The 22,719-nt window shown below is 65.2% G+C and carries 21 protein-coding genes; 5 read left to right on the forward strand and 16 right to left on the reverse strand.

Features of this window, described 5'->3' with window-relative positions; translation table 11 throughout:
* Nucleotides 1-35 precede the first annotated feature (35 nt).
* The 6 genes from F8237_RS27730 to murI form a co-directional block, all read right to left on the reverse strand.
* Complete coding sequence (locus F8237_RS27730) at nucleotides 36-1,103, reverse strand: threonine aldolase family protein (RefSeq protein WP_151649384.1); 1,068 nt, start codon at nucleotides 1,101-1,103, stop codon at nucleotides 36-38.
* 283 nt (nucleotides 1,104-1,386) lie between these two features.
* The gene (rpsD, locus tag F8237_RS27735; protein ID WP_063195345.1) at nucleotides 1,387-2,004 is read right to left on the reverse strand and encodes a 30S ribosomal protein S4; all 618 of its coding nucleotides are present in this window, start codon (nucleotides 2,002-2,004) and stop codon (nucleotides 1,387-1,389) included.
* Nucleotides 2,005-2,329: 325 nt separating this feature from the next.
* Nucleotides 2,330-3,097, reverse strand: a complete 768-nt coding sequence (locus tag F8237_RS27740; protein WP_151649385.1) for an acyltransferase — start codon at nucleotides 3,095-3,097, stop codon at nucleotides 2,330-2,332.
* Nucleotides 3,098-3,205: 108 nt separating this feature from the next.
* Nucleotides 3,206-3,589 (reverse strand): cupin domain-containing protein, encoded by a 384-nt coding sequence (locus F8237_RS27745; RefSeq protein WP_151649386.1) that lies wholly within the window; start codon nucleotides 3,587-3,589, stop codon nucleotides 3,206-3,208.
* Nucleotides 3,590-3,648: 59 nt separating this feature from the next.
* Entirely contained in the window at nucleotides 3,649-4,422 is a 774-nt protein-coding gene (locus tag F8237_RS27750) for an HpcH/HpaI aldolase family protein (protein ID WP_151649387.1), read from the reverse strand.
* Between the two features lie 73 nt (nucleotides 4,423-4,495).
* Nucleotides 4,496-5,293 (reverse strand): glutamate racemase, encoded by a 798-nt coding sequence (gene murI, locus F8237_RS27755; protein WP_151649388.1) that lies wholly within the window; start codon nucleotides 5,291-5,293, stop codon nucleotides 4,496-4,498.
* Nucleotides 5,294-5,457: 164 nt separating this feature from the next.
* Between murI and F8237_RS27760 the strand changes: the two genes are divergently transcribed.
* Together F8237_RS27760 and F8237_RS27765 are read left to right on the forward strand one after the other, a co-directional pair.
* Complete coding sequence (locus F8237_RS27760) at nucleotides 5,458-6,009, forward strand: cytochrome b (RefSeq protein ID WP_151649389.1); 552 nt, start codon at nucleotides 5,458-5,460, stop codon at nucleotides 6,007-6,009.
* A 70-nt stretch (nucleotides 6,010-6,079) separates the two neighbouring features.
* Nucleotides 6,080-6,721 carry a glutathione S-transferase family protein gene (locus tag F8237_RS27765; RefSeq protein ID WP_151649390.1) on the forward strand — a complete coding sequence of 214 codons (642 nt, stop codon included), beginning with the start codon at nucleotides 6,080-6,082 and terminating at the stop codon, nucleotides 6,719-6,721.
* 13 nt (nucleotides 6,722-6,734) lie between these two features.
* On the opposite strand, the gene F8237_RS27770 is transcribed toward F8237_RS27765, so the two are convergent.
* The 8 genes from F8237_RS27770 to F8237_RS27805 all read right to left on the reverse strand — a co-directional run bounded on the left by F8237_RS27770 (nucleotide 6,735) and on the right by F8237_RS27805 (nucleotide 14,341).
* Nucleotides 6,735-7,541, reverse strand: coding sequence for a Crp/Fnr family transcriptional regulator (locus tag F8237_RS27770; RefSeq protein ID WP_151649391.1), 807 nt, complete (start codon nucleotides 7,539-7,541; stop codon nucleotides 6,735-6,737).
* A 255-nt stretch (nucleotides 7,542-7,796) separates the two neighbouring features.
* Nucleotides 7,797-8,891, reverse strand: a complete 1,095-nt coding sequence (locus F8237_RS27775; protein WP_151649392.1) for a SecDF P1 head subdomain-containing protein — start codon at nucleotides 8,889-8,891, stop codon at nucleotides 7,797-7,799.
* 132 nt (nucleotides 8,892-9,023) lie between these two features.
* Nucleotides 9,024-9,773, reverse strand: coding sequence for a 2-amino-5-chloromuconate deaminase CnbZ (cnbZ, locus tag F8237_RS27780; RefSeq protein WP_151649393.1), 750 nt, complete (start codon nucleotides 9,771-9,773; stop codon nucleotides 9,024-9,026).
* 67 nt (nucleotides 9,774-9,840) lie between these two features.
* Nucleotides 9,841-10,572 carry an ABC transporter ATP-binding protein gene (locus F8237_RS27785; protein ID WP_151649394.1) on the reverse strand — a complete coding sequence of 244 codons (732 nt, stop codon included), beginning with the start codon at nucleotides 10,570-10,572 and terminating at the stop codon, nucleotides 9,841-9,843.
* Entirely contained in the window at nucleotides 10,565-11,314 is a 750-nt protein-coding gene (locus F8237_RS27790; RefSeq protein ID WP_151649395.1) for an ABC transporter ATP-binding protein, read from the reverse strand. The genes F8237_RS27785 and F8237_RS27790 overlap by 8 nt, the downstream gene beginning before the upstream one ends.
* The gene (locus tag F8237_RS27795) at nucleotides 11,307-12,242 is read right to left on the reverse strand and encodes a branched-chain amino acid ABC transporter permease (RefSeq protein WP_151649396.1); all 936 of its coding nucleotides are present in this window, start codon (nucleotides 12,240-12,242) and stop codon (nucleotides 11,307-11,309) included. The genes F8237_RS27790 and F8237_RS27795 overlap by 8 nt, the downstream gene beginning before the upstream one ends.
* Nucleotides 12,239-13,105 (reverse strand): branched-chain amino acid ABC transporter permease, encoded by an 867-nt coding sequence (locus F8237_RS27800; protein WP_151649397.1) that lies wholly within the window; start codon nucleotides 13,103-13,105, stop codon nucleotides 12,239-12,241. Before F8237_RS27800 ends, F8237_RS27795 begins: the two co-directional genes overlap by 4 nt.
* Nucleotides 13,106-13,120: 15 nt before the next feature.
* Nucleotides 13,121-14,341, reverse strand: a complete 1,221-nt coding sequence (locus F8237_RS27805) for an amino acid ABC transporter substrate-binding protein (protein ID WP_151649398.1) — start codon at nucleotides 14,339-14,341, stop codon at nucleotides 13,121-13,123.
* 170 nt (nucleotides 14,342-14,511) lie between these two features.
* Here F8237_RS27805 and F8237_RS27810 point away from each other — a divergent pair, with 170 nt between their 5' ends.
* From F8237_RS27810 to F8237_RS27820, 3 genes are all read left to right on the forward strand, one after another.
* A complete protein-coding gene (locus tag F8237_RS27810; protein ID WP_015685091.1) occupies nucleotides 14,512-15,414 on the forward strand; it encodes a LysR family transcriptional regulator in 903 nt (300 codons plus the stop codon).
* A gap of 167 nt (nucleotides 15,415-15,581) precedes the next feature.
* The gene (locus tag F8237_RS27815; protein ID WP_151649399.1) at nucleotides 15,582-17,489 is read left to right on the forward strand and encodes an acyl-CoA synthetase; all 1,908 of its coding nucleotides are present in this window, start codon (nucleotides 15,582-15,584) and stop codon (nucleotides 17,487-17,489) included.
* A gap of 165 nt (nucleotides 17,490-17,654) precedes the next feature.
* Nucleotides 17,655-19,463 carry a caspase family protein gene (locus F8237_RS27820; protein WP_151649400.1) on the forward strand — a complete coding sequence of 603 codons (1,809 nt, stop codon included), beginning with the start codon at nucleotides 17,655-17,657 and terminating at the stop codon, nucleotides 19,461-19,463.
* 153 nt (nucleotides 19,464-19,616) lie between these two features.
* On the opposite strand, the gene F8237_RS27825 is transcribed toward F8237_RS27820, so the two are convergent.
* Both F8237_RS27825 and purB read right to left on the reverse strand, forming a co-directional pair.
* Nucleotides 19,617-20,789: a M20 aminoacylase family protein gene (locus F8237_RS27825; protein ID WP_151649401.1), complete on the reverse strand. Its 1,173-nt coding sequence runs from the start codon at nucleotides 20,787-20,789 to the stop codon at nucleotides 19,617-19,619.
* A gap of 118 nt (nucleotides 20,790-20,907) precedes the next feature.
* Nucleotides 20,908-22,215: an adenylosuccinate lyase gene (gene purB, locus F8237_RS27830; protein ID WP_151649402.1), complete on the reverse strand. Its 1,308-nt coding sequence runs from the start codon at nucleotides 22,213-22,215 to the stop codon at nucleotides 20,908-20,910.
* Nucleotides 22,216-22,719 lie beyond the last annotated feature (504 nt).

The raw sequence follows: 22,719 nt of genomic DNA on the forward strand, positions 1-22,719 counted from the left end.
CCCGGATTTCGCTGCGCTCCATCCGGGCTACGGGATCATGCTCCGCGAACGATCTCGCGCACGTATCCGATCGTTTCCTCGACCTGGGCCGCATTGACGTCGAGATGGGTACAGGCGCGGATGCGGCCGTCCATCATCGCGAGCGTCACGCCGCGTTGGCGCAATGCCGCGACCATCTTGTCGCCGGCGACGCCGGCACCATCGGGCTTGAAGAACACGAGATTGGTCTCGGGCTCCTGCACCTCGATGCCTGCGATCTGCGACAGGCCGCGGGCGAGTGCGCGCGCATTGGCATGGTCGTCGGCGAGGCGGTCGACGTGATGGTCGAGCGCGTAGATGCAGGCGGCGGCGCAGATTCCGGCTTGCCGCATCGAGCCGCCAAGGCGCTGCTTCCACTGCCAGACCGCGTCGATGAAGGCGCGCGAGCCCGCGAGCACGCCGCCGATCGGGGCGCCGAGGCCCTTGGAGAAATCGATCCAGGCCGAATCCCACCCCGCCGTCATGTCGCGCGGGGAGATGCCGCTGGCCACCGTGGCGTTGAGCAGGCGCGCGCCGTCCATGTGGGTGACGAGGCCGTTGGCCTTGGCGATCGCGACGATCTCGTCGAGCGCGGCCTTTTTCCAGATCGTGCCGCCGCCGATATTGGCGGTCTGCTCGACGCTGACGACGGTCTGCGGCGGCTGATAGCGCGTGCGCGGATGCAGCGCCTTGCGGAACGTCTCCGGCGTGAACTGGCCGTCGGCGCCCTTCAACTGCGTCACCTGAAAGCCGCCGATCGCGGCATGCGCACCGCCTTCGCGGGCGATGATGTGGGCGCTCTCATGCGCCAGGATCTCGTCGCCGGGGCGGCAATGCACCAGCGTCGCCGTGACGTTGCACATCGTGCCTGACGGCATGTAGACCGCGGCTTCCTTGCCGAGCAGCGCAGCGACGCGTTCGCACAGCGCATTCACGGTCGGATCGTCGCCGACCTGCTCGTCGCCGACTTCGGCGCGCGCCATTGCCTCGCGCATCGCGGGTGTCGGCTTGGTCTGCGTGTCCGACAGCAGATTGATGCGCACCGGCGGCGCCTTGGGATCGATCGGGGGAGGGGTGTAGAGCATCACAAACCGTGTTTCTTCCACATGGCGCGAACTTCATCGGCATTGGCCAATTCGCCGCGAGCGATTTCAGCTTCTGCCTTTTCCAGTTCGGCCTCTTCCATTGCTGTTAGCTGTAGGGGAGGCCGATCATCAACGTTGTCAAAGCCCTCGTCCGGAAGACGCGTGATGATCGAGCTCCATCGCTCGCGACTGTAGCACAGGAGGATCGTGATATGGAGTGGCGGCCCGAAACGAAAAAGGCCCCGGAGAACCGGGGCCTTTGAATGTCGATCTGCCGAAACGATCAGCGCGAATAGAATTCGACGACCAGATGGGGCTCCATCTGTACCGGGAACGGCACGTCGGAGAGCGCGGGGATGCGGATGTATTTCGCGGTCATCTTGCCGTGGTCGACTTCGAGATAGTCGGGGGTGTCACGCTCGGGGAGCTGGCTGGCTTCGAGGACGTGGGCGAGCTGCTTGGAGGCTTCCTTGACCTCGATCACGTCGCCGACCTTGAGCTGGTAGCTCGAGATGTTGACCTTGCGGCCGTTCACCTTGATGTGGCCGTGGTTGATGAACTGGCGGGCGGCGAAGATCGTCGAGACGAACTTGGCGCGGTAGACGACCGCGTCGAGACGACGCTCGAGCAGGCCGATCAGGTTCTCGCCGGTGTCACCCTTGAGGCGGCTCGCCTCGACATAGATGCCGTGGAACTGACGCTCGGAAATGTTGGCGTAGTAGCCCTTCAGCTTCTGCTTGGCGCGCAGCTGCACGCCGAAGTCGGAGAGCTTGCCCTTGCGGCGCTGGCCGTGCTGGCCGGGGCCGTATTCGCGGCGGTTCACGGGGCTCTTCGGGCGGCCCCAGATGTTCTGGCCCATACGGCGATCGAGTTTGTACTTCGCCTCACTGCGCTTAGTCATCGCGTCCTCTTCAGGTACATGGTTTGAGGAAACGCGCCCTCCTGTGTGACGGGCTAGCCCGGCACTGACAGGTCCGATCCCCAAAGCATAGGAGGCAGGACCACGGGTCGCGAAACGCTTCGCGGGCCGAAATCGGCCCGCGAGCAGGCGGCTTTTAGGTGAGTTTGGGGTTCGCTGTCAATTCATTGCGGTGTCATTCCGGGGCGGTGCGAAGCGCCGAACCCGGAATCTCGAGATCCCGGGTTCGGTGCTATCGCACCGCCCCAGGAATCTCGAGATCCCGGGTTCGGTGCTATCGCACCGCCCCAGGATGACCGCTCTGCGGTCAGGTCCCAACCGCCCGAATCGGCTTCGACCCGGCCGCCCGCAATTCGGCAGCGATTTCAGTGTTCAGGACCTGTTCCAGCCGGGTCAGGACCCGGGCGATCGGGGCGGCGTCGGTGACCCGGTGGTCCCAGCGGATCACGACATGGATGGTCTGGTCGCCCTCGACCACCCCATAGCTGACGATGAACGGGCCGGGTGTGATCGGGTGGAGCTCGCCGCCGCCATAGGCGGCCACCGAGCTGACCGCGAAGCTGCCGAACCAGTTGCCGCGCTGCCGGCCGAAATTCAGCCCCACGGTCCAGGACAGGCGCCGCAGCGGCAGCGGCAGGCGGGTCGCCCGCATGATCTTGCGGAACATGGGCACGTCGTCGAGCGGCGCCGTCTTGGCGCGCCGGATCTCGGCATCGATTGCGGCCAGCGTCATGACCTCAGGGGCGGCGATTCGCTGCGGCAGCACGCATTCCTCGCCGTCCTCGACCCGGGCGACGGCGACCAGGGCCACGCTCTTCGGCAGCTCGTAGAGCATCGGCCAGGGCCATTTGGCGTAGACCGTGCGCAGGATCGGCTCGTCCCTGGCGACCAAGGCAAAGGCCTTGACGAACATCGCGGCCCAGCCGGCCGGGGCCATCGCGGCGGCGCGGGCCTCCAGCAGGGGGCGGATATTGAGCGATCGGGACAGCGAGACGAATGGCACGCCCATCGAGGCGCGCATGAGGTCGACAATCAGGCGGCGCGGCAGCGAAATGTTCTTGGGTTTCCCGCGCATCGTTCTTCTGGTTCCCGCGGATCAAAATATAGGCAGCGAGGGGCTTCCCGCTCGCCGCCTGCTCTAGCACGAACTAACCCGGTTGCGCCCAGTCGGTTCTCCGTACCGTCACGGCGCCGGCGAGGCCAGCGGCTTGGTCTTGTCGACGACGTAAACCCCTAGCACTTTCATAGCCTTATCACCGTGGGCCTTGGCGTCATGCACGACGCCTGCCGGGATCTGGTAGGAATCGCCGGGTTTCAGGGTTTTTTCGGGCTGGCCGTCGATCAGGAGATTGAGCTCGCCTTCGAGCACGTAGCCGGTCTCGATGCCCGGATGGGTATGGCGTCCGGCCGCGCCGCCCGCCGGGACTTCCGCGATGGCGGTAATGGTGTTGTAGCCGTCCGGAAATTCGACCTTCTGCAGCGGGGTACGCTTGATGCCGGGCTGCTGGGCGAAGGCGGCAACGGCAAGGCCGGTGAAGGCAAGAGCGAGCAAAGTCTTTTTGAGCATTGTTTCCTCCCTGAACGGCCGACCCTAGCAGCGCCGCCGTTCCGGGCAAGAGCCGCCGCTCAGCGCCTGATCCCCTCGAACGCCGCCATGATGCCGCGCTGGAACAGCGACCAGTCGAAGCCGAGCGCGATGGCACGATAGCCGCGATCGACCAGGGCGTTGGCTTGGTCGGCGGTGCGGGCGACGCCGCCGATCGGCACACCGCTTCTGAGGATGCCGGCTTCGGCGCGCGCGACCAGCTCCAGCAATTCCGGATCGTCCATCTGTCCGCGCTTGTTGATGGAGGTGGCGAGATCGCCGGGGCCGATCACCGCAACGTCGATGCCGGGCGTGGCCATGATCTCGTCGATGCGATTGACGGCCTCGACATGCTCGATCGTGATCATGCAGATCATCTCGTCGTCGGCGCTGGCCATGTAGTCCGGCATCGACTGGCCCCACCGGAACGGTGCGTGGAAGGGACCCCAGAGCCGGTCGCCGCGCGGCGGATAGCGCACGCTGCGCACCGCCTTCTCGGCGTCGGCGCGATTGGTGATCATCGGGAAGTTGACGCCGAAGGCGCCGATGTCCATCGGCGCTTTCGCAAGCCACGGCTCGTTCGCTGCAATCCGCACCAGGGGCGTGCATGGCGTGCCCGTGGTGGCGGCGATCATCGCATGCGCTTCGGTCAGCCCGATCGGCCCGTGCTCGAGGTCGACGATGATCCAGTCGAGCGAACGCGCCATGATCTGGACCAACTGGACGCTCGGGATGGTCGCGATCGCGCCGAAGGCGGGGCGGCCCTCGCTCCACAATTGGCGGAGGCGATTGAGCGGCGGAGTCGGGACCGACATGGAACGAACCTTGGGATGACCTGCGGAAAGATGACGACGGCGAAGCCTAGCAGCGCGCCGTGGCCGCGAAAAGTCAGGCCAGCGCGCGGCCGCCGAAGAACTGCGTCAGCGTGGCGCTGAGGCCATGCGCGCGGTTCGAGGTGAAGATCATCTCGGCGCCCGACTGGGCCTTGCCGCCGGCGTGCGGGCCGAGCAGGTCCGAGACGCGGCGGGCGATGGCCGGCGCCGGGTCGATCCACGCGACCGGCCAGGGCGCGAGCCGCTTCAGCCGGTCGAGCAGCAGCGGATAATGCGTGCAGGCGAGAACCACCGTGTCGGTGTGTGCACTGGAATCCGCGGGATCGCCGACGAAGCACGGGGCGAGCTCGGCGAGGATGTCGCCGTCGCTGATCGGATGGCCGCCGAGTTCGCGTTCGGCGAGCGAGGCGAGTTCGGGCGAGCCCACCAGCGTCACCTCGCAGCCCTGCGCGAAATCGCGGATCAGCGCCTTGGTATATTCGCGCTTCACCGTGCCCTTGGTGCCGAGCACGGAGACGCGGCGGGTCTTCGATTGCGCGCAGGCCGGCTTGATCGCCGGCACCGTACCGACGAAGGGCAGGGAATAAGCGGCGCGCAGGTGCGATAGGACCAGGGTGGACGCCGTGTTGCAGGCGATGACAGCGAGGTCAGGATCATGCGTGCCGATCAGTTCTCCCATCAGCGGCACGACGCGGGCGATGATCTCGTCCTCGCTGTGGTGGCCGTAGGGGAAGAAGGCGTCGTCGGCGACGTAGACGTAATGCGCGTCCGGGCGCGCAGCCACGACCTCACGCAGCACCGTGAGTCCGCCAAGGCCGGAATCGAACACCAGGATCGTCGGGGAATTGGTCACGTCGCTACCTTAAGGGCGTCATGGTTACCATTCGGTTTTTGGGGCGGATTTGCGGCGGGACCGATTTGGAACGATTCAATTTCGCGATTGCCGCATGTTCCCGCTATCAGCAGCCATGCTGCGGTGCGGACAGGGACAGGCCCGCAAAACTCCGGAGAGCCGACATGATCAGAAACACCAGCAACGGCTGGGGCAGCCTCGCCCGATGGCTGCACTGGATTTTGGCGTTGGCCATCATCGGCATGATCGGCTTCGGCTGGTGGATGAACCACATCCCGGCGCGGGCCGACAAGTTCTTCTACCGCTCGATCCATGCCGACATCGGCTACGCGATCCTGCTGCTGACCGTGCTGCGCCTGGTCTGGCGCGCCGTCAATCCGACGCCCGCCCTGCCGGCCGAGACCTCGCGCTGGCAGAAGATCGCAGCCCATGTCAGCCATGGTGCGCTCTATCTCGTGGTCATCCTGGTTGCGATGCTGGGCTGGGCGCATTCCGGCGCCCGCTCGCCCAACTATTCGGATTTTTTCGGGCTGTTTCACGTGCCGCAATTCACCTCTCCCGACCGTGCCGCGGCGGACGCCTATGAGGACCGCCACATCTTTTCTGCGTATGTGCTGCTCGCCCTGATCGCGGTTCACGTGATCGCCGCCCTCTGGCACCACTTCATCCGCCGCGATCGCGTCGTGGCGCGGATGGTGACGGACGAGGCGATGTAGAGACGGTCTTCATGACGGAGTATGATGCGGCATCACGACTGATCCAGCTGACGGATCGCAGGAGACGCCCATGCTCACCGTTCACCATCTCGGCAAGTCGCAATCCGAGCGCATCGTCTGGCTCTGTGAGGAGCTCGGAATCCCCTATGAGCTGAAGCGCTACACGCGCGATCCCGTCACCATGCTGGCGCCGGCCGAGTACAAGGCGTTGCATCCGATCGGGGCGGCGCCCGTGATCACGGATGGCGATCTTCTGCTCGCCGAATCCGGCGCCATCGTCGATTACATCATGGCCAAATACGGCAACGGCCGGCTCGTGCTCGGCCCGAACCATCCTGATTTCGCGCAGTTCCTGTACTGGTTTCACTTCGCCAACGGCACGCTGCAGGCCGGCATGGGCCGGTTGATGATCCTGAACCGGCTGAAGCTTGCGCACGACAATCCGATGCTGGTCGCGACCAGGGGGCGCGTGGACCGGGCCTTCGATCTGGTCGACGCGCGCGTTCGTGAGGCCGAATATCTCGCCGGCGACACCTTCACCACCGCCGACATCATGATGGCCTTCTCGCTCACCACGATGCGCTACTTCCAGCCCTACGACCTGTCGCGCTGCCCGAACGTGGTGAAATATCTCGGCCGGATCGGCGCGCGGGCGGCCTACCGGCGTGCGATGGAAAAGGGCGATCCCGGCATGGCGCTGCTGCTGAGCTGAGCGGCCGCCCGGCCTACGCGGTCCTGTTCGTGGTGGCGGTCCGCTCCGTCGCGAGCTGCTTCTGCAAGCGATCGATGTTCTGCAGCAGTCGCTGGCTGGTCAGCACCAGGAAATAATAGCCGAACTGCGGATCCTGGAAGTAGATTTCGAGCAGGCGGTCATAGGTGATCGTCAGCACCTGGCCGTCCTCGATGCATTCGATCGTGCCGGTGCGCCGGTTGTCGGGCGTCAGGAAGCCGAGCTCTCCCATCAGTGCGCCGGGCCCGATCTCGACGTTGATCTCCTTGACCAGGAACTTGCCGGTGACCGTGAGGAGCATCTCCTTGGCCGAATCGCCCAGCCTGAAAAGGGTGTCGCCGCGGCGATATTTGCGCTCGGTCATGAACGGCTTGAGCCATTCGATCGACATGTCGCCTTCGGCGGCATGTCGCGCTTTCTTGACCAGCTTGAGCATCTGCCGCAGGCGCACGGCGTTGATCGGAAGCAGCAGCAGATACAGCACGAACGTCGAGACATTGGCGGAGAGGGCACCGAAAATGGCGAAGAAGGCGCAGCCGATCATGTTGGCGACGCGCAGCGGCACCATCGTCCTCATCAGCAGGGTTGCGACGAAGAAGCCGGCGCCGACCGTAGCGAATAGATTGGCCAGCGTGATGTTGTGGACGAAGATCTCCAGCATCCGATTGAAGATCGCGTCGTAGGTGACGTTATTGGGATCGAGGCCCATCTGGACCAGGATCTTCGCGATCCTGAGGTTATCCGTCGCCGCGTCGAGAATGCGGTCGAGGATCGACGAAATGTCTGCGCTGCCGGACGGCATGGTACTAACCCCGCGTAAGGCCTTCAGTCCTGGTCGGTATCGTATAGCCGAAATCGAATGACGACCGCTTGAATGGAGCCTTCGGCCGTCATGCCGCAAGAGGCAAATTTTAGCCTGACTTGTGATTTCGGCAATTGCCCGTTGGTTGTGCGTATGGCCCTGGTGCGCCCGTGATTCGGGGGACGGCGGCACGGGCGTCGGCGGCGCGGATGGACCTGGGCACCCGACGGGGCGGCGGCGTGGGGGAGCTTCGCCCTACTTGGCGGCGGGCTGCACGATCTGCTGCTCGACAAGGCCGAGGTGCCCCGGCAGCGCACCGGCGCGCAGCAACATGGCGACGCTGTTGGCCTCCTCGAGGGTGAAATTGCCGGAGATCTGGCCGGAACCCCCGGTGATGGGCTCGCGGATCACCGGAGCCGAGATCACCTTGTCGTCGAGCACGATGGCGAAAGGCTTTCCGATGTTTTCCTCGGTGACGTGGGCGAAGCGCCGCGTGCCGCGGCCATTGAAGCGGAACGAGGCGATCGGCTCATTCGTTGCACTCGCAAAGCCCGGCCCCGCATAGCTGACGTCGTCGCCATCGAGTGCGCTGTCCCTGGCGACCAGATAAGGGCGCTTGTCCTTGAAGCCGAACAGGACTTCGCTGCCCGGAGGCGGCGTGCCGGATTGCGCCTGCTCGACCGGCATCGAGAGGTCGACCAGGCGGAAGCTGACCTTGACCTTTCTGGCGAAGATCGCGGTGACGCGCTCGGGCTCCATTTCGCCCGGCACGAAGATGCGGATGCGGTCCGTCCCGTCAGGCTGGACGCTGGCGAGCTTGACGCCGGAATCCTTGAGGCGCTGCTCGATCATCGCGATGGAATCCTCGACGAGATCGTGCAGCCGTGCGGTGGATGCGGCATCGGTCGGCGTGACCCTGACCAGCCCGTCGCCGCCGTCGGTCACGGTGAGCGCGTGCGACGGCAATCCTTCAGCGGCCGAGGCGAGCTTGCGTGCGAGCTGTTCGCGGCCCTTGGCATCCGCGATCTTCAATTCGACGCCGCCGTCGCGGATCGCGAGCCCGGAGAAGGCGATCTTGCCCTCGCGCAGGGTCCTGTAGACGTCGTCGCGCAAATCCGTGATGACGCTCTCGCGCAGGCCGTCGCTGTCGACCTTGTAGACGATGCGTGAGCCGCCCAGCTTCTCCATCTTGTCGCCGACGAAGGCCGCGATCTTGGCGCGCATCTTCTCGAACTGGCTGTCCGCAGCAAGCGCGGCGCGGGGCATGGCGATCGCCGCAGCCATGATCGCCGACGTCATGGCGATCGCGGCAATCCGTCGTGTCATCCGGTCCCGCAGGAGCAGGGGCATCGTGTCCTCGCGTATCGCGGCAGGGCGCTGGCGGGCAACTCTGCCGCCAGTCCTTGGTCCCGCAACCGCGTCAGGAGGTTCAATCAGCCCGCCGCGGCATGCGGCCGGGCCCGGATTTTTGCGCTGTAACCGCTAGATCACGCGCTCGCTGTGGACGCAGCGGCAGTCCATCTCATAGTCGAGACCGACCACCGGAGGCCGGTTGAAATGCCAGGTCACGCCGTGGCGGGCTGCGCCGCGCCGCGCAAGTTCGCTGGCAAGGAACGGGTGAATGTCGTGCACGGTATAGACCTGGACACCGGTGGTGTCGCGCCAGGTGCCGCCAAAGGCGCTCATCCGGCGCTCCATCTCGTCGAGCACGTACTTGGCCTTTTCCAGCATGCCCTCAGGGCTGGTGTCGCCCAGCCGCACCGTGTGGTCGCGGTAATTTGCCTTGCCTTCGAGGGATTCTCCGCTGCCGGCAACGACGAAGGATGGTGCAGCATCCTTCGCCGGCACGGTAAAGGAGAATGCGTGAAAACCCGGCTCCGCGGGCGGCGCGATCTCGGGACAGACATTGCTGCGCGCGACCGGATTGACGCCGTCGGTCACGATGCCCCATTGGACCAGAGTCTTGATGTAGATCTCGTTGAAGGCCTTGAAGCCTTCTTCGGTGAATGGCGCGGGCGAGCGCAACTCGCAGGCGCCGAACGCGGTCAGCGGGCGGCCGGCCTGTTTCAGCATGTCGGCGATCCGCGCAAAGCCCGCCTTGAGCGGAACCGGCTCGGCGAAACGCACGCGCTCGATCGAGAAGCCCGGCAGGGCGGCGATGCCACAGGAATACTGGCTGACGCCCGGCATGAAACGGTAGCCGCTGTTGGGTGCTTCGACGGTGCTGATCATGATGCCTCTTTGGCCTGAAGGGATCGACGGGTTGGCGGCGCGCTCATTCGCTTGCTCATCGGTTTGCTCATTCCTGGAGCACGCCGAGATAGGCGTCGCGCACGATGGGATCGGCGAGCAACTCGGTGCCCGATCCCTCTCGAACGATACGCCCCATGTCCATGACGAAGGCGTGGTGACAAAGATCGAGCGCGGTGGTGACGTCCTGCTCGACCAGCAGGATCGACATGCCCTTGGCGTTGAGGGCGCGGAGCGCGGCCACGAGCTGTTCGACCAGCAGCGGCGAAAGCCCGAGCGATAATTCGTCGATCATCAGCAGGAGAGGCGCGCTCATCAAGCCGCGGCCGATGGCGCACATCTGCTGCTCGCCGCCCGAGAGCGTCGCGGCGGCCTGGCGGCGCCGTTCGAGCAGCCGGGGGAAGGTGGCGTAGACCTGGTCGAGATCCCGCGCGACCGCGGTCCGGCCGTCCCTGCGCAGATAGGCGCCCATCAGCAGGTTTTCCTCGACGCTCATGGCGCCGAACAGGCGACGTCCTTCCGGCACATGCACGATGCCGTGGCCGAGGATCTCCGCGGCACTGCCGCCGGTGAGATCGCGGCCTTCCGAGAAGCACTCGCCTGCGGACATCGGGACCAGCCCGGAGAGCACGCGCATCAGGGTGGACTTGCCGGCGCCGTTGGAGCCGATCAGCGCGGTGATTTCGCCGCGGCGCACAGTGATATCGACACCCCAGAGCACCTGGATCTCGCCGTAGCCCGCGCACAGCCCCTTGGTTTCCAGGATCAGCGAGCTAGCCATGGCCGGCGCTCCGCTGCGCGTATTTCTGTCCGAGATAGGCTTCGACCACCGCCGGATTGCTGATCACCTCGCGCGGTGCGCCGTCGGCGATGAGTGCTCCGTTGTGCAGCACCACGATCCTCGTGCAGACATTGAGCACGACCTTCATGAGATGCTCGATCATCACGATGGTGATGCCGCCGGCTGCAAGCTCGTGGATCAGTTTGGTGGCGCGCTCGACCTCGGCGCTGTTGAGGCCGGCATTGACCTCGTCGAGGAACAGCAGCTTCGGCTCCATCGCCAGCGCCTTGGCGAGCTCGAGCCGCTTGCGCATCGCAAGGGTGAGCGTGGCGGCCGGCTGCGAGGCCTGCGCCTCGAGCCCGACGAAGGCGAGATGCGCGCGCGCCGCCTCGCGCGCTCCCTTCAGGCTTGCGCCCGGCTGTGAGAACAGCGCGGCGGCCGCGACATTGTCGAGCGCGGTGAACTCGGAGAAGGGCTGCACGATCTGAAAGGTGCGCGACAGGCCCAGGCGGGCGGCCTGATAGGTCTTGATGCGGGTGATGTCGGTGCCGTCGAAAGTCACGGTGCCGGAATTGGCAGGCGTGACACCGCAGATCGTGTTCACGAGCGTGGTCTTGCCGGCGCCGTTCGGGCCGATCAGGCCGAGGACTTCGCCTCTTGCGACCGACAACGTGACATCGCGCAGCGCCTGCAGGCCCGAGAAGTGGCGCGATACGCGCTCGAGGCGAAGCAGCTCAGACATGCTTCGCCCTCCGCCAGAGACGATCAGGGCGCAGTGAGCTCAATCCATGCGGCAGGAACAGCAGCAGGAGCACGATGAGCAGGCCAAGTACACCGGTATGGATCTGGATGTAGTTGCGCCAGACCACCTCTTCGAGGCCGAGATAGAGGAACGCGCCGCAGGCAACGCCGAGCGGCGAGCCGAGGCCGCCCATCAGCGCCATCACGATCGGCTTGACCGAATACAGGATGTCGAACACGTCGGACGGATCGATGTAGTGGACCCAGGCGGCATAGATGCCGCCGGCCGCGCTGACGAAGCACGCCGACAGGCCGAAGGCGGCGGCCTTGTAGAGCGTGGTATTGAGCCCGACCATGCTGGACGCAGTCTCGTTCTGCCTGATGCAGGCGAGCGCGAAGCCGAGTTTCGAGCCGCCGACGATGATCGCCATCAGCGCCGTCGCCAGCAGCACGCCCCACATCGCGAAGAAGAAGAACGTTGCCTCCGCCATGATGCCGGCGCCGGAGGCGAGCGGGATGTTGAGGCCCATGCCGCCGCCGGTGAGATCGGTGGCGTTGTTGACGAGCTCGCGCAGCACTTCGGCCAGTGACAGGCTGGCGATGGCGAAATAATGCCCGCGCAGACGCAGCAGCACGGCGCCGAGTGCCGCGGCGGCGACAAATGCGCTCAGCATGGCAGATGCGACCGCCGCCCATAGCGGCCATCCGTGGCCGAGCAGGACGCCGGCGGCATAGGCGCCGTATCCGAAGAACGCGGCCGTCGCGAAGGACGGATAACCGGCGAGCCCGCCGACCACGTTCCATGACAGCGCCAGCACCGCATAGAGGCAGGCGATGGTGCCGAGCCGCAGCGCATAGGCGCCGCCGAACAACGGCAGCGCGGCGACGGCCGCGATCAGGACCAGCAGTGCGATGTTGCTCCGGGTCATTCAAAGCCCTTCCGGCCGACCAGGCCCTGCGGCCGCAGCACCAGGAAGACGATCAGCAGGACGAAGGACAGCGTCGTCGCATGCGACGGGCCGAGGAAGGTCGATCCAACGCCCTCGACCAGCGCCAGCAGCAGTCCGCCGGCGAGCGCCCCGGACACGCTGCCGAGCCCGCCGAGCACGCAGACCACGAAGGCCTTGCCGAGATAGGCCGACGACGTCAGTGGCGAGATCGGGAAGATCAGCGCCATCAGCACGCCGGCGCAGCCCGCGAGCGCCGCCCCCAGGCCGAAGGCGATGGCGTAGATCGAGGGCACATTGACGCCCATCAGCACGGCGGCGTCGCGGTCGAGCCTGACAGCGACGATGGCACGGCCGATCCTGGAGCGGCGCAGCAGCAGGTAGAGCAGGCCGGTCAGCGCGAGCGCCGCGGCGGTCGCGATCAGGCGGTCGACCGGCACGACGACATCGAAGATGGAAGCCGACCCCAGCGACGGCGTCAGCGTCAGTTTGCGATAATCGGCCTTGAAGACATAGATCATCGCGTTGTTGAGGATCAGGTCCAGGCCGAAGGTCAGCGTCAGCGTCACCAACACGGGCGCCGTGATGACGCGGTTGAGGATCAGGCGCTGCAGCAGATAGCCGAGCACGAAGAACAGCGGCGCTGCGACGATGACGGCGTACCAGGGCGGGATATGCAGGGCGTTGTAGAGTCCGAACGCCAGATAGGCGCCGAGCACGATGAAAGAGCCGTGGATCAGGTTGATGACGTTGAGAACGCCCCAGACCAGCGAAAAGCCGATCGCGATGCAGGCGTACAGGCAGCCCAGAACGAGCGCGTTGATCAGGATCTGGGCGGCTTGCATGAGCGGCGGGCCGGCTCAGTTCACGCCGATTTTCAGATCGCCCTGCTGGATCGCCTGCGGAAACAGCACCACGGGCTTGCCTCCCTGGATCTGGAAGACCGGCGGATCGAGCGAGTTGATCTGGCCGTTGGCGCCGAACTTCACGGGACCGAAGAAGGTGACGACGTCGAGCTTGGCGAGCTCGTCGCGGACCTTGTCGCGGTCGAGCGAGCCGGCCTTTTCGATCGCGATCTGGAACAGCGCGCCGCAGAGCGCAGCGGAAGCCTGGCCGTAATCGGGCTCGCTGTTGTACTTGTCCTTGAACAGCTTCACGAAATTCGCGGTCGTGCCGAAGATGTCCTTGCCGTTATATTGCTCAGCGGGGTGCCACCAGGCGGCGCTGGAAACGTTTTCGGCCGCAGGTCCCAGTGCGTCGATGAATTCCTGGTAGGCGGGGCCTGCGATCATCGTGACGACGGGCGCCTTCATCTGCTGGTCGACCATCTGCTTGCGCACGAGCAGCAGGTCGTTGGTGTAGCCGGTGACGAAGATCCATTGCGGCGCCAGCGACTTGATCTGCGACAGGGCGGCGGAGTGATCGAGCGTGCCGATGGAATATTTCTCGGAATAGACGACCTCGTAGCCTTCCGCCTTCGCCGACTTCTCCATCTCCTGCGCGATCGCGAGCGGAAACAGGTCGTTGCGGGCGAGGATAGCGACCTTCTTCACATCGGGGACCTTGGTCTTGATGATCTTGGTCAGCGGCGTGGTGAGCGTGTCATTCGGCGTGAAGGTCCCGAACAGATATTTGTAACCCTGGTCGTAGACCTGCGATGACGAGGCGGTCGCGGCGAGCGTCGGCACCTTGTACTTCTCGGACACGGTGCTGGCCGCCTTCGCCGCGCCCGAACCGAAGGCGCCGAACATGAAGTTGACGTTGTCCTGGCTGATCATCTGCTCGGTGGCCTGCACCGCGCGCGGCGTGTTCGACTGATAGTCGGTGTAGACGATCTGCACCTTGTACTTCTTGCCGCCGACCGAAATGCCGCCGGCCTTGTTGGCCTGCTCGGCCCAGAGATCGTAGCCCTGCTGCTGCTTGACTGCCTCGGGCGCCAGCGCGCCGGTGATCGGCAGCGGCGCGCCGAAGCGGATGATGTCCTCGGCGGAGGCGGCGGACAATTGCGCTCCGAGCGCCAGCACCGCGGCGCTCAACGGAACGGATCGACGAACGCGGCGAGCAACCCACGACTGATTCATCTGAGGAATTCTCCATGGCGGTCTCTCTGCACTCGAGCATGGCAAATCCACCATTCGAATAAAAGCATTGAAATTAGAGATCTTGGATCGAATAATTAGAACGCTAGCCAGCCGCCTGCCGTCCTGTTGGGCAGCGCCGGCTGGCTGGTTTCATGAGGGAAGGCCAGCCCGTGATCGAGTCCGCCGCCATCCGATATTTTCGCGAAGTGACCGAAAGCGGCTCGATCAAGCAGGCCGCGACTGCGCTCCGGATCGCGCCGAGCGCCATCAGCCGGCAGGTCCAGGCGCTCGAGGAGGAGTTGTCGGTCAAGCTGTTCGAACGCGGGGCGCGCGGCATGATGCTGACCGATGCGGGCCGGTTGCTCTATCGCTACGCAGTCGAGAACCGCCACCAGCTCGACGGCATCCGGGTCAAGGTGCAGGAATTCGAGACGATGCGTCGCGGCCAGGTCAAGTTCGCGGCCGTCGAGGGCATGGTGACGAACTTCCTGTCCAATTTCGTGATCGATCTGTCCGCCAACTATCCGGGCATTTCGACCTCGATGACCGTAGTCGGCTCGCGCGCGGTGGCCGAGATGGTGAGCCGCAATGAGGTCGATCTCGGGCTGGTGTTCGGACGGGCGCCGCGCCGCGAACTGATCGAGCTTGCGCGCATGCGCCAGTCGCTGTGCCTGATCGTGTCGCCGAAACATTCGCTGGCCTATCGCGACAGCTGCTCGGTCAAGGAGCTGGCCGGCCTGCGCGTCGTGGTGCCTGATCCATCCTTCGGCATCCGGCAGGAGATCGATCGTGCCTGCGCCAATGCCAAGGTGCGGCTCGAAATCTGCAATGAGACGAACTCGCTGGCCTTTGCCCAGACGCTGGCTGCGCGCACGGATCTGGCGACGTTCCTGCCGCGTGATACCGCAATGCCTTCGATCGAGGCGGGCCGGCTGGTTGCCGTCCCCCTGCGCGACAAGCGGCTGGAAGCAACGCAGGTGACGCTGGTTCAGCTTGCCGGCCGCAACATGTCGCCGTCGGGCAGGCTGGTGGCCGATCTGCTGATCGGGCGGATGAAGGCCTCGCGAGAGTGACGGTGCTCGCGTGCCGCCTCTCGATTCGTGCACGGCCAGCCATGGACGAACGCCAAATCATCCATCATTGTGCTCCGGCTTGACCAGCCCATCGGTCGAGGCCTCGCCACACCAAAATGTCAAAAGACAGGGGGCGGGGAAATGCATCTGAGGGAGGACGGAATTCCATGGCGGGCATCCACGCGCTCGATCGCCTTATCGGCAACGACTATCCGGAGCTTTTGACGGACGAAGAAGTCCGGGCCTTCGAGCAGGTCCCTTACGCGAAACGCGTCGCGGCCGAGAGCACCTATGATGCCATCCGGCTCGGTGCCGAGCGCAACCCCGACGGCGCGGCGATCCAGTTCCTGCAGAATGCCGATCCGGCCGATACGCCCGTCGTGGTCACCTACCGCGACTTCATCGCGCGCGTGACGCAGGCCGCCAACATGTTTCACGCCCTCGGCGTGGAGAAGGGCGACGTCGTCAGCTTCATGCTGCCGCTGGTGCCCGACGCCTTCGTGACGCTGTTCGGCGCGGAAGCCGCGGGCATTGCCAATCCCGTCAATCCGCTGCTCGAGCCGCATCAGATCGCCGAGATCCTGGAAGCGGCGAACACGAAAGTTCTGGTGGCGCTCGGGCCGATGCCCGGCACCGACATCTGGCAGAAGGTCGAGCAGATCCGCCCGCAGTTGAAACACCTCAAGGCGATCGTGCAGGTGTTCGGCGGCGGCGATCCGGCGCAGGGCGTCTTTGCCTTCAACGATTTGATCAAGCAGCAGCCGTCCGACCGGCTGGTCAGCGGACGCAAGATTGCGGGCGGCGACATCGCCGCCTATTTCCACACCGGCGGCACCACCGGCACGCCGAAGCTGGTGCGGCACACCCACGCCAATCAGGTCTACCAGGCCTGGGCGCTCAATCTGCTGCTGAAGTCGAAGCCGGGCGCCAACATGCTGTTCGGCATGCCGCTGTTTCACGTCGGGGGATCGCTGACGCAGGTGCTGCTGACGCTATCGAGCGGCGGCTCGCTGGTCGTGCTGTCGCCGAGCGGCTGGCGCAATCCCAATGCGGTCAAGAACATCTGGGGGCTGGTCGAGCGCTATAAGCCCGAAGCGCTGTCGAGCGTGCCGACGGTGCTGGCCGCGACGCTCGCGGTGCCGCCGGGTCACGCCGACATCTCCAGCCTGAAATATGCAGCCGGCGGCGGCTCGGCGATCCCCGTGGCCGTGGGCTCGGCGATCCAGGAGAAGCTCAAGCTGCCGGTGGTCGAGGTCTACGGCATGACCGAGACGTCGAGCGTGCACACGCTGGCCTATCCGTCTCGGCCGATCAGGCTCGGCTCGGTCGGGCTACCGATGCCTTACGCGCGCGTGCGCATCGTGCAGCTCGATGCCGATGGCCGCCTGATCCGCGACTGCGCATCCGACGAGATCGGCGTCGTGATCATGGCGGGGCCCGGCGTGTTCGGCGGCTATCTCAACGACGAGCACAACAAGGGCGCCTTCGTCGACGAGATCTGGGTCAATTCCGGCGACCTCGGCCGGCTCGATGCCGACGGCTATCTCTGGATCACCGGCCGCGCCAAGGATCTCGTGATCCGCGGCGGCCACAACATCGATCCGGCGCCGATCGAGGAGATCATGTTCCAGCACCCGGCGGTCGGATTTGCCGCGGTCGTCGGCCAGCCCGATGCCTATGCCGGCGAACTGCCCGTGGGCTACGTGCAGCTGAAGCCCGGCGCCAAGGTCGAGCCGGGTGAACTCGAGACGTGGGTGCGCGAGCGCACGCCCGAGCGGGCCGCTGTTCCGGTGCAGGTCATTCCGATCGATCCGATGCCGGTGACCGGTGTCGGCAAGGTGTTCAAGCCGCAGCTGCGCTGGGACGCAGCCCAGCGCGTCTTCACCAAGGTACTGACGCCCATCATCGAGCGCGGCATCGACTGCAAGGTCAGGGTCGGCGCCCACGGCAGCCACGGCTCGATCGCCACCGTGACGCTCGCGGGCCTGCCGGCGGACCAGCGCGACGTCGTCGCGGGCGAGGTGCACACGCTGCTCGACCCGTTCGTGATGCGGCACGAGGTGGTGCAGGGGTAGACCTTGGCGCGCAAGCGTGGCGTGACCTTTCGCCACGTCCCGGAGCGCATTTGTGTGAGGATTGTCACATAGGGAAAAATTGGCATCGGGTAAGCTTTTGCATAAACTCATGGAATTGCATTCGCGGGGACACATGTGATTCCGCTTCGGCTATTTGCCCTATTGATGTTTGCGATTGGCCTTTCCTGCGCACCGGCGCAGGCCGAGAAGCGCGTGGCGCTGGTGATCGGCAACTCCGCCTACAAGAGCGCCCCCAAGCTCGGCAATCCCGTCAACGACGCCACCCTGGTCGGTGGCATGTTCAAGTTGGCCGGCTTCGACTCCGTCGACGTCAGGCTGGATCTCAATGCCAGCGACATGCGGCGCGCATTGCGGGAATTTGCCGGCCGGACGCGCGATGCAGATGTGGCGGTGGTGTATTATGCCGGCCACGGTATCGAGCTCGACGGAAACAACTATCTCATTCCGACCGACGCAGCACTCGAGAGCGATGGCGACGTTCTCGACGAGACCATTCCGGTCGAGCGCGTGCAATTCGCGGTCGAGCCTGCCAAACAGCTCCGCCTTATCATTCTCGACGCCTGCCGCGACAACCCGTTCGCCAAGACGATGAAGCGCACGCTGGCCTCGCGCGCGATCGGTCGCGGGCTCGCCAAGGTCGAGCCGACCAGCCCCAACACAATGATTGCCTTCGCGGCGAAGGCGGGTTCGACCGCGTCCGACGGCGACACCCGCAACAGCCCGTTCGCCACGGCGATCGCCGAGCATTTGCCCAAGCCGGGCCTCGATTTGCGCAAGGCGTTCGGCTTCGTGCGCGACGACGTGCTCAAACGGACCGGCTACAAGCAGGAGCCGTTCGTCTACGGCTCGCTCGGTGGCGACGACGTGCCCCTGGTTGCGGCCAGGCCCGCGGTGACAGGACCGCAAGCCAACCCGCAAGATGCCATTCGTCGGGATTATGAGCTCGCGCTGCAACTCGCCACGCGCGATGGCTGGGAGGCGTTCCTCGCGCAATATCCCGACGGCTTCTATGCCAACCTCGCCAAGGGCCAGTTGAACAAGATCGCCGCCGAGGAAACGCGCGCGTCGGCCGAGCAAAAGGCGAAGGCGGCCGAACAGGAAAAGGCGAGGCTCGTCGCCGAGCGCGCGCAGAAGGCCGAGCAGGACAAGGCGACTGCGGCGGCCAAGGCCGCCGAAGAGGCGCGGATCGCGGCGGAGAAGCAGAAGCAGATCGAGCAGGCTAGGACCGAGGCGGCCGAACAGCAGCGCAAGGTGGCCGAGGCGGCGGCTGCGAAAGCGTTGGCGGAGAAGCAGGCCGCCGAGAAGGCCAAGGCCGAGCTCGCCGCCAGGCAGGCTGCCGAGAAGGTGGAGCAAGCTGCAAAGCCGACAGCCGATCGGCAGATCCCTGAAGCAGATCAGAAAGTCGCTGCCCTCTCACCTGCGCCGACATCCACCTTGTCCGCGGCTGACCTGACGAAATCCGTGCAGAGCGAACTGCGCCGCGTCGGCTGCCTGTCCACCGCTGCCGACGGTGACTGGAGCGCCGCGTCACAGCGCTCGCTGACACTGTTCAACAAATATGCCGGCACTCAGTTTGACGCGAAGCTCGCCAGCGTCGATGCTCTCGATGCGCTGAAGGCGAAACCGGGACGCGTCTGCCCGCTGGTGTGCAATTTCGGCTTCAAGGCCGACGGCGATCAATGCGTGAAGATCGCGTGCCGGCCCGGCTACCGTGTCGGCGACGACAATGAGTGCGAGAAGATCCAGGAGAAGAAGCCGGTTGCAACGCGAGAGGATTCGCGGCGGCGCGACGAGGACCGCAAGCGGGGCGACGCGGCAGCGCCGGCTCCCCAAGCGAGCGGGCAGATCATCTGCAACAACGGCGGATGCAGGCCGGTCGCAAAGGGTTGCCGGCTCGGGTCGGTCCCCAATGCAAACGGCAGCCTCAAGATCACCGGAGAGGTGTGCAACTGATATCAAGGCCGGCCCCCGAAATTGCGTCGTAGTCGCGGTGGGGCGCGAGGTCGTGCAGTCCTCGGAATGCGCGGCTGGTTCGAGAACACACTCGCTGGCAGCATCACCAAGCGCGTAGGGTCGGTCTCGCCTTCGGCTACTTACCTTGCAGTGCTACCCCGCCGGCATCGCCGTCTCGATCAGGCGCACCCAGAACGAGGCGCCGTGGCCGAGGATGTTGTCGTTGAAGACGTAGGCCGGGTGGTGACATGCGGGACTGTCGCCCATGCCGACAAGCACCATTGCGCCGGGGCGGGCCTCCAGCATGAACGAGAAATCCTCCGCCCCCATCATCGGGATGATGCGGTCGTTGACCCGTTCGGTGCCAACGATGTCGCGGGCAACATCGGCAGCGACCCCGGCCTCGCGCGGATGGTTCATCGTCACCGGATACATCCGCGTGTATTTCGTCTCGGCCGATCCGCCATAGGCACGGGCGACGCTGTCGGCGACCTCGGTGATGCGGCGTTCGACGAGATCGCGCACTTCAGGATCGAGCGTGCGCACGGTGCCGCCGAGCTCGGCGGTTTCGGGGATGATGTTGAAGGCGGTGCCGGCGTGGAATTGCGTGATCGAGATGACGGCGGACTTCAACGGGTCGACGTTGCGGGCGACAATCGATTGTAGCGCGCCCACGATCTGCGAGCCGATCAGCACGCTGTCGATCGCCTGGTGCGGGGTGGCGCCGGCGTGGCCGCCCTTGCCGCGAACCGTGATCTGGATGTTGTCCGAGGAGGCGAGGAGCGGGCCGGACGTGGTGGCGAAATGGCCTTCGGGCAGGCCGGGCATGTTGTGCATGCCGTAGACCTCCTGGATGTTCCAGCGCGTCATCAGCCCGTCCTCGACCATGGCCTTGCCGCCGCCGCCGCCTTCCTCGGCCGGCTGGAAGATCATGATCGCGGTGCCGTCGAAATTGCGCGTCTCTGCGAGATATTTTGCCGCGCCCAGCAACATCGCGGTGTGGCCGTCATGGCCGCAGGCGTGCATCTTGCCGGGGACCTTGGAGGCGTAGGCGACGCCCGAGGTCTCCATGATCGGCAGCGCATCCATGTCGGCGCGCAGGCCGATGGTCTTGCCCGATGCCGATTTGCGGCCGCGGATCACGCCGACGACGCCGGTGCGGCCGATGCCCGTCACCACCTCGTCGCAGCCGAACTCGCGCAGCTTGTCGGCGACGATGCCGGCGGTGCGGTGGACTTCGTACAGCAGCTCCGGGTTCTCGTGGAAGTCATGGCGCCAGGCGGCCATTTCGTCGGAGAGGGCGGCAACGCGGTTGACGATGGGCATGGGGTGGTCCGTCTTTGTTGTCGTTCGTAGGGTGGGTTAGCGTAGCGTAACCCACCGCGTTGGCTTCAACGGAGAAAGAAGTGGTTGGTTACGCCTTCGGCTAACCCACCCTACGACCCTACGCTTCCCCGAACACGCGCTTGAAGATCGTGTCGACGTGCTTGAGGTGATAGCCGAGGTCGAACTGCTCCTCGATCTCGGCGTCGGTGAGATATTTCTTCACCTCGGCGTCCTTCTTCAGCAGAAGCAGGAAGTCGCCTTCGCCGCGCCAGACCGGCATGGCGTTGCGCTGCACCAGCTTGTAGGCGTCCTCGCGGCTTGCGCCCTTCTGGGTCAGCGCCAGCAATACCCGCTGCGAATGCACGAGGCCGCCGAGGCGGTCGAGGTTCTTCTGCATGTTGGCGGGGTACACCAGCAGCTTGTCGATCAGGCCGGCAAGGCGCACCAGCGCGAAGTCGAGCGTCACGGTCGCGTCCGGGCCCATCATGCGCTCGGCGGAGGAGTGCGAGATGTCGCGCTCGTGCCAGAGCACGACGTTTTCCAGCGCCGGCGTCACATAGGCGCGGACCATGCGGGAGAGGCCGGTGAGGTTCTCCGACAACACCGGGTTGCGCTTGTGCGGCATCGCGGACGAGCCCTTCTGGCCCTCCGAGAAGAACTCTTCGGCCTCCAGCACCTCGGTGCGCTGCATGTGGCGGATCTCCACCGCGATGCGCTCGACCGACGAGGCGATCACGCCCAGCGTCGAGAAATACATGGCGTGACGGTCGCGCGGAATCACCTGCGTCGAGATCGGCTCGGGCACGAGGCCCATCGCCTTGGCGACGTGCTCTTCGACGCGCGGATCGATCTGCGCAAAGGTGCCGACGGCGCCGGAAATGGCGCAGGTCGCCACTTCCTTGCGCGCCGCGATCAGGCGCTCCTTGGCGCGCGAGAATTCGGCATAGGCATAAGCGAGCTTCAGGCCGAAGGTGACGGGCTCGGCGTGGATGCCGTGGGACCGGCCGATGGTCGGCGTCATCTTGTGCTCGAAGGCGCGCTTCTTCAGAGCGGCCAGCACCTTGTCGAGGTCGGCGAGCAACAGGTCGGCGGCGCGGGTGAGCTGGACGTTGAGGCAGGTGTCGAGCACGTCGGAGGAAGTCATGCCCTGGTGCACGAAGCGCGCCTCGGGGCCGACGATCTCGGCGAGGTGGGTCAGGAAGGCGATGACGTCGTGCTTGGTCTCGCGCTCGATCTCGTCGATGCGGGCAACGTCGAAGGTGGCGTTCTTCGCTTTGGCCCAGACCGTCCTGGCGGCTTCCTTGGGGATCGTCCCGAGCTCGGCCAGGGCATCCGCCGCATGCGCCTCGATCTCGAACCAGATCTTGAACCGGGTCTGCGGCTCCCAGATCGAGGCCATTTCCGGGCGGGTATAGCGGGGGATCATTGGACGACTCCAGATAGGTGGGCGGGCGGCCCAAGGGGGCTGTGACCTGCCAAAATGCTTTTTACGCCGTGATTTAGCAGAGCGGGCAGGGCGAAACAAACGGTCTGGGGCCGCAGAGAGGAGGATCGCCGAGCTTTCCACCGGCCCGGCCAGCCTGGACGGCCGGGGGGAGGATGGGCTCACCACAAATATTAACTGTCAATCACGGATCATTGACTGACAGATATTGAAATCTGTCAGCGAGACGTGTATATCCATTCCCGGACGCTCCGATTGGGCGTCCCGTGGTCATCCCTCCCGGGGAGCCGAGGGTTCGTAACGACGACGGATCCGAGGCGTAATTTTGGGGTGGGTACCGCGGACGAATGGAGATTTAAGACAATGACGACCGAAATCATCAATCTCACCGGCACGATTGGGCATTGGCTCAATTTGCTGGTGGCGCGCCAGATCGCGGCGCAGGCTGCAAAACTGCCTCATTAAGGCGAGAGCTTTCCGAACGGC

The sequence above is a fragment of the Bradyrhizobium betae genome, from assembly GCF_008932115.1.
In the GTDB taxonomy this organism is placed as follows: Bacteria; Pseudomonadota; Alphaproteobacteria; order Rhizobiales; family Xanthobacteraceae; genus Bradyrhizobium; species Bradyrhizobium betae.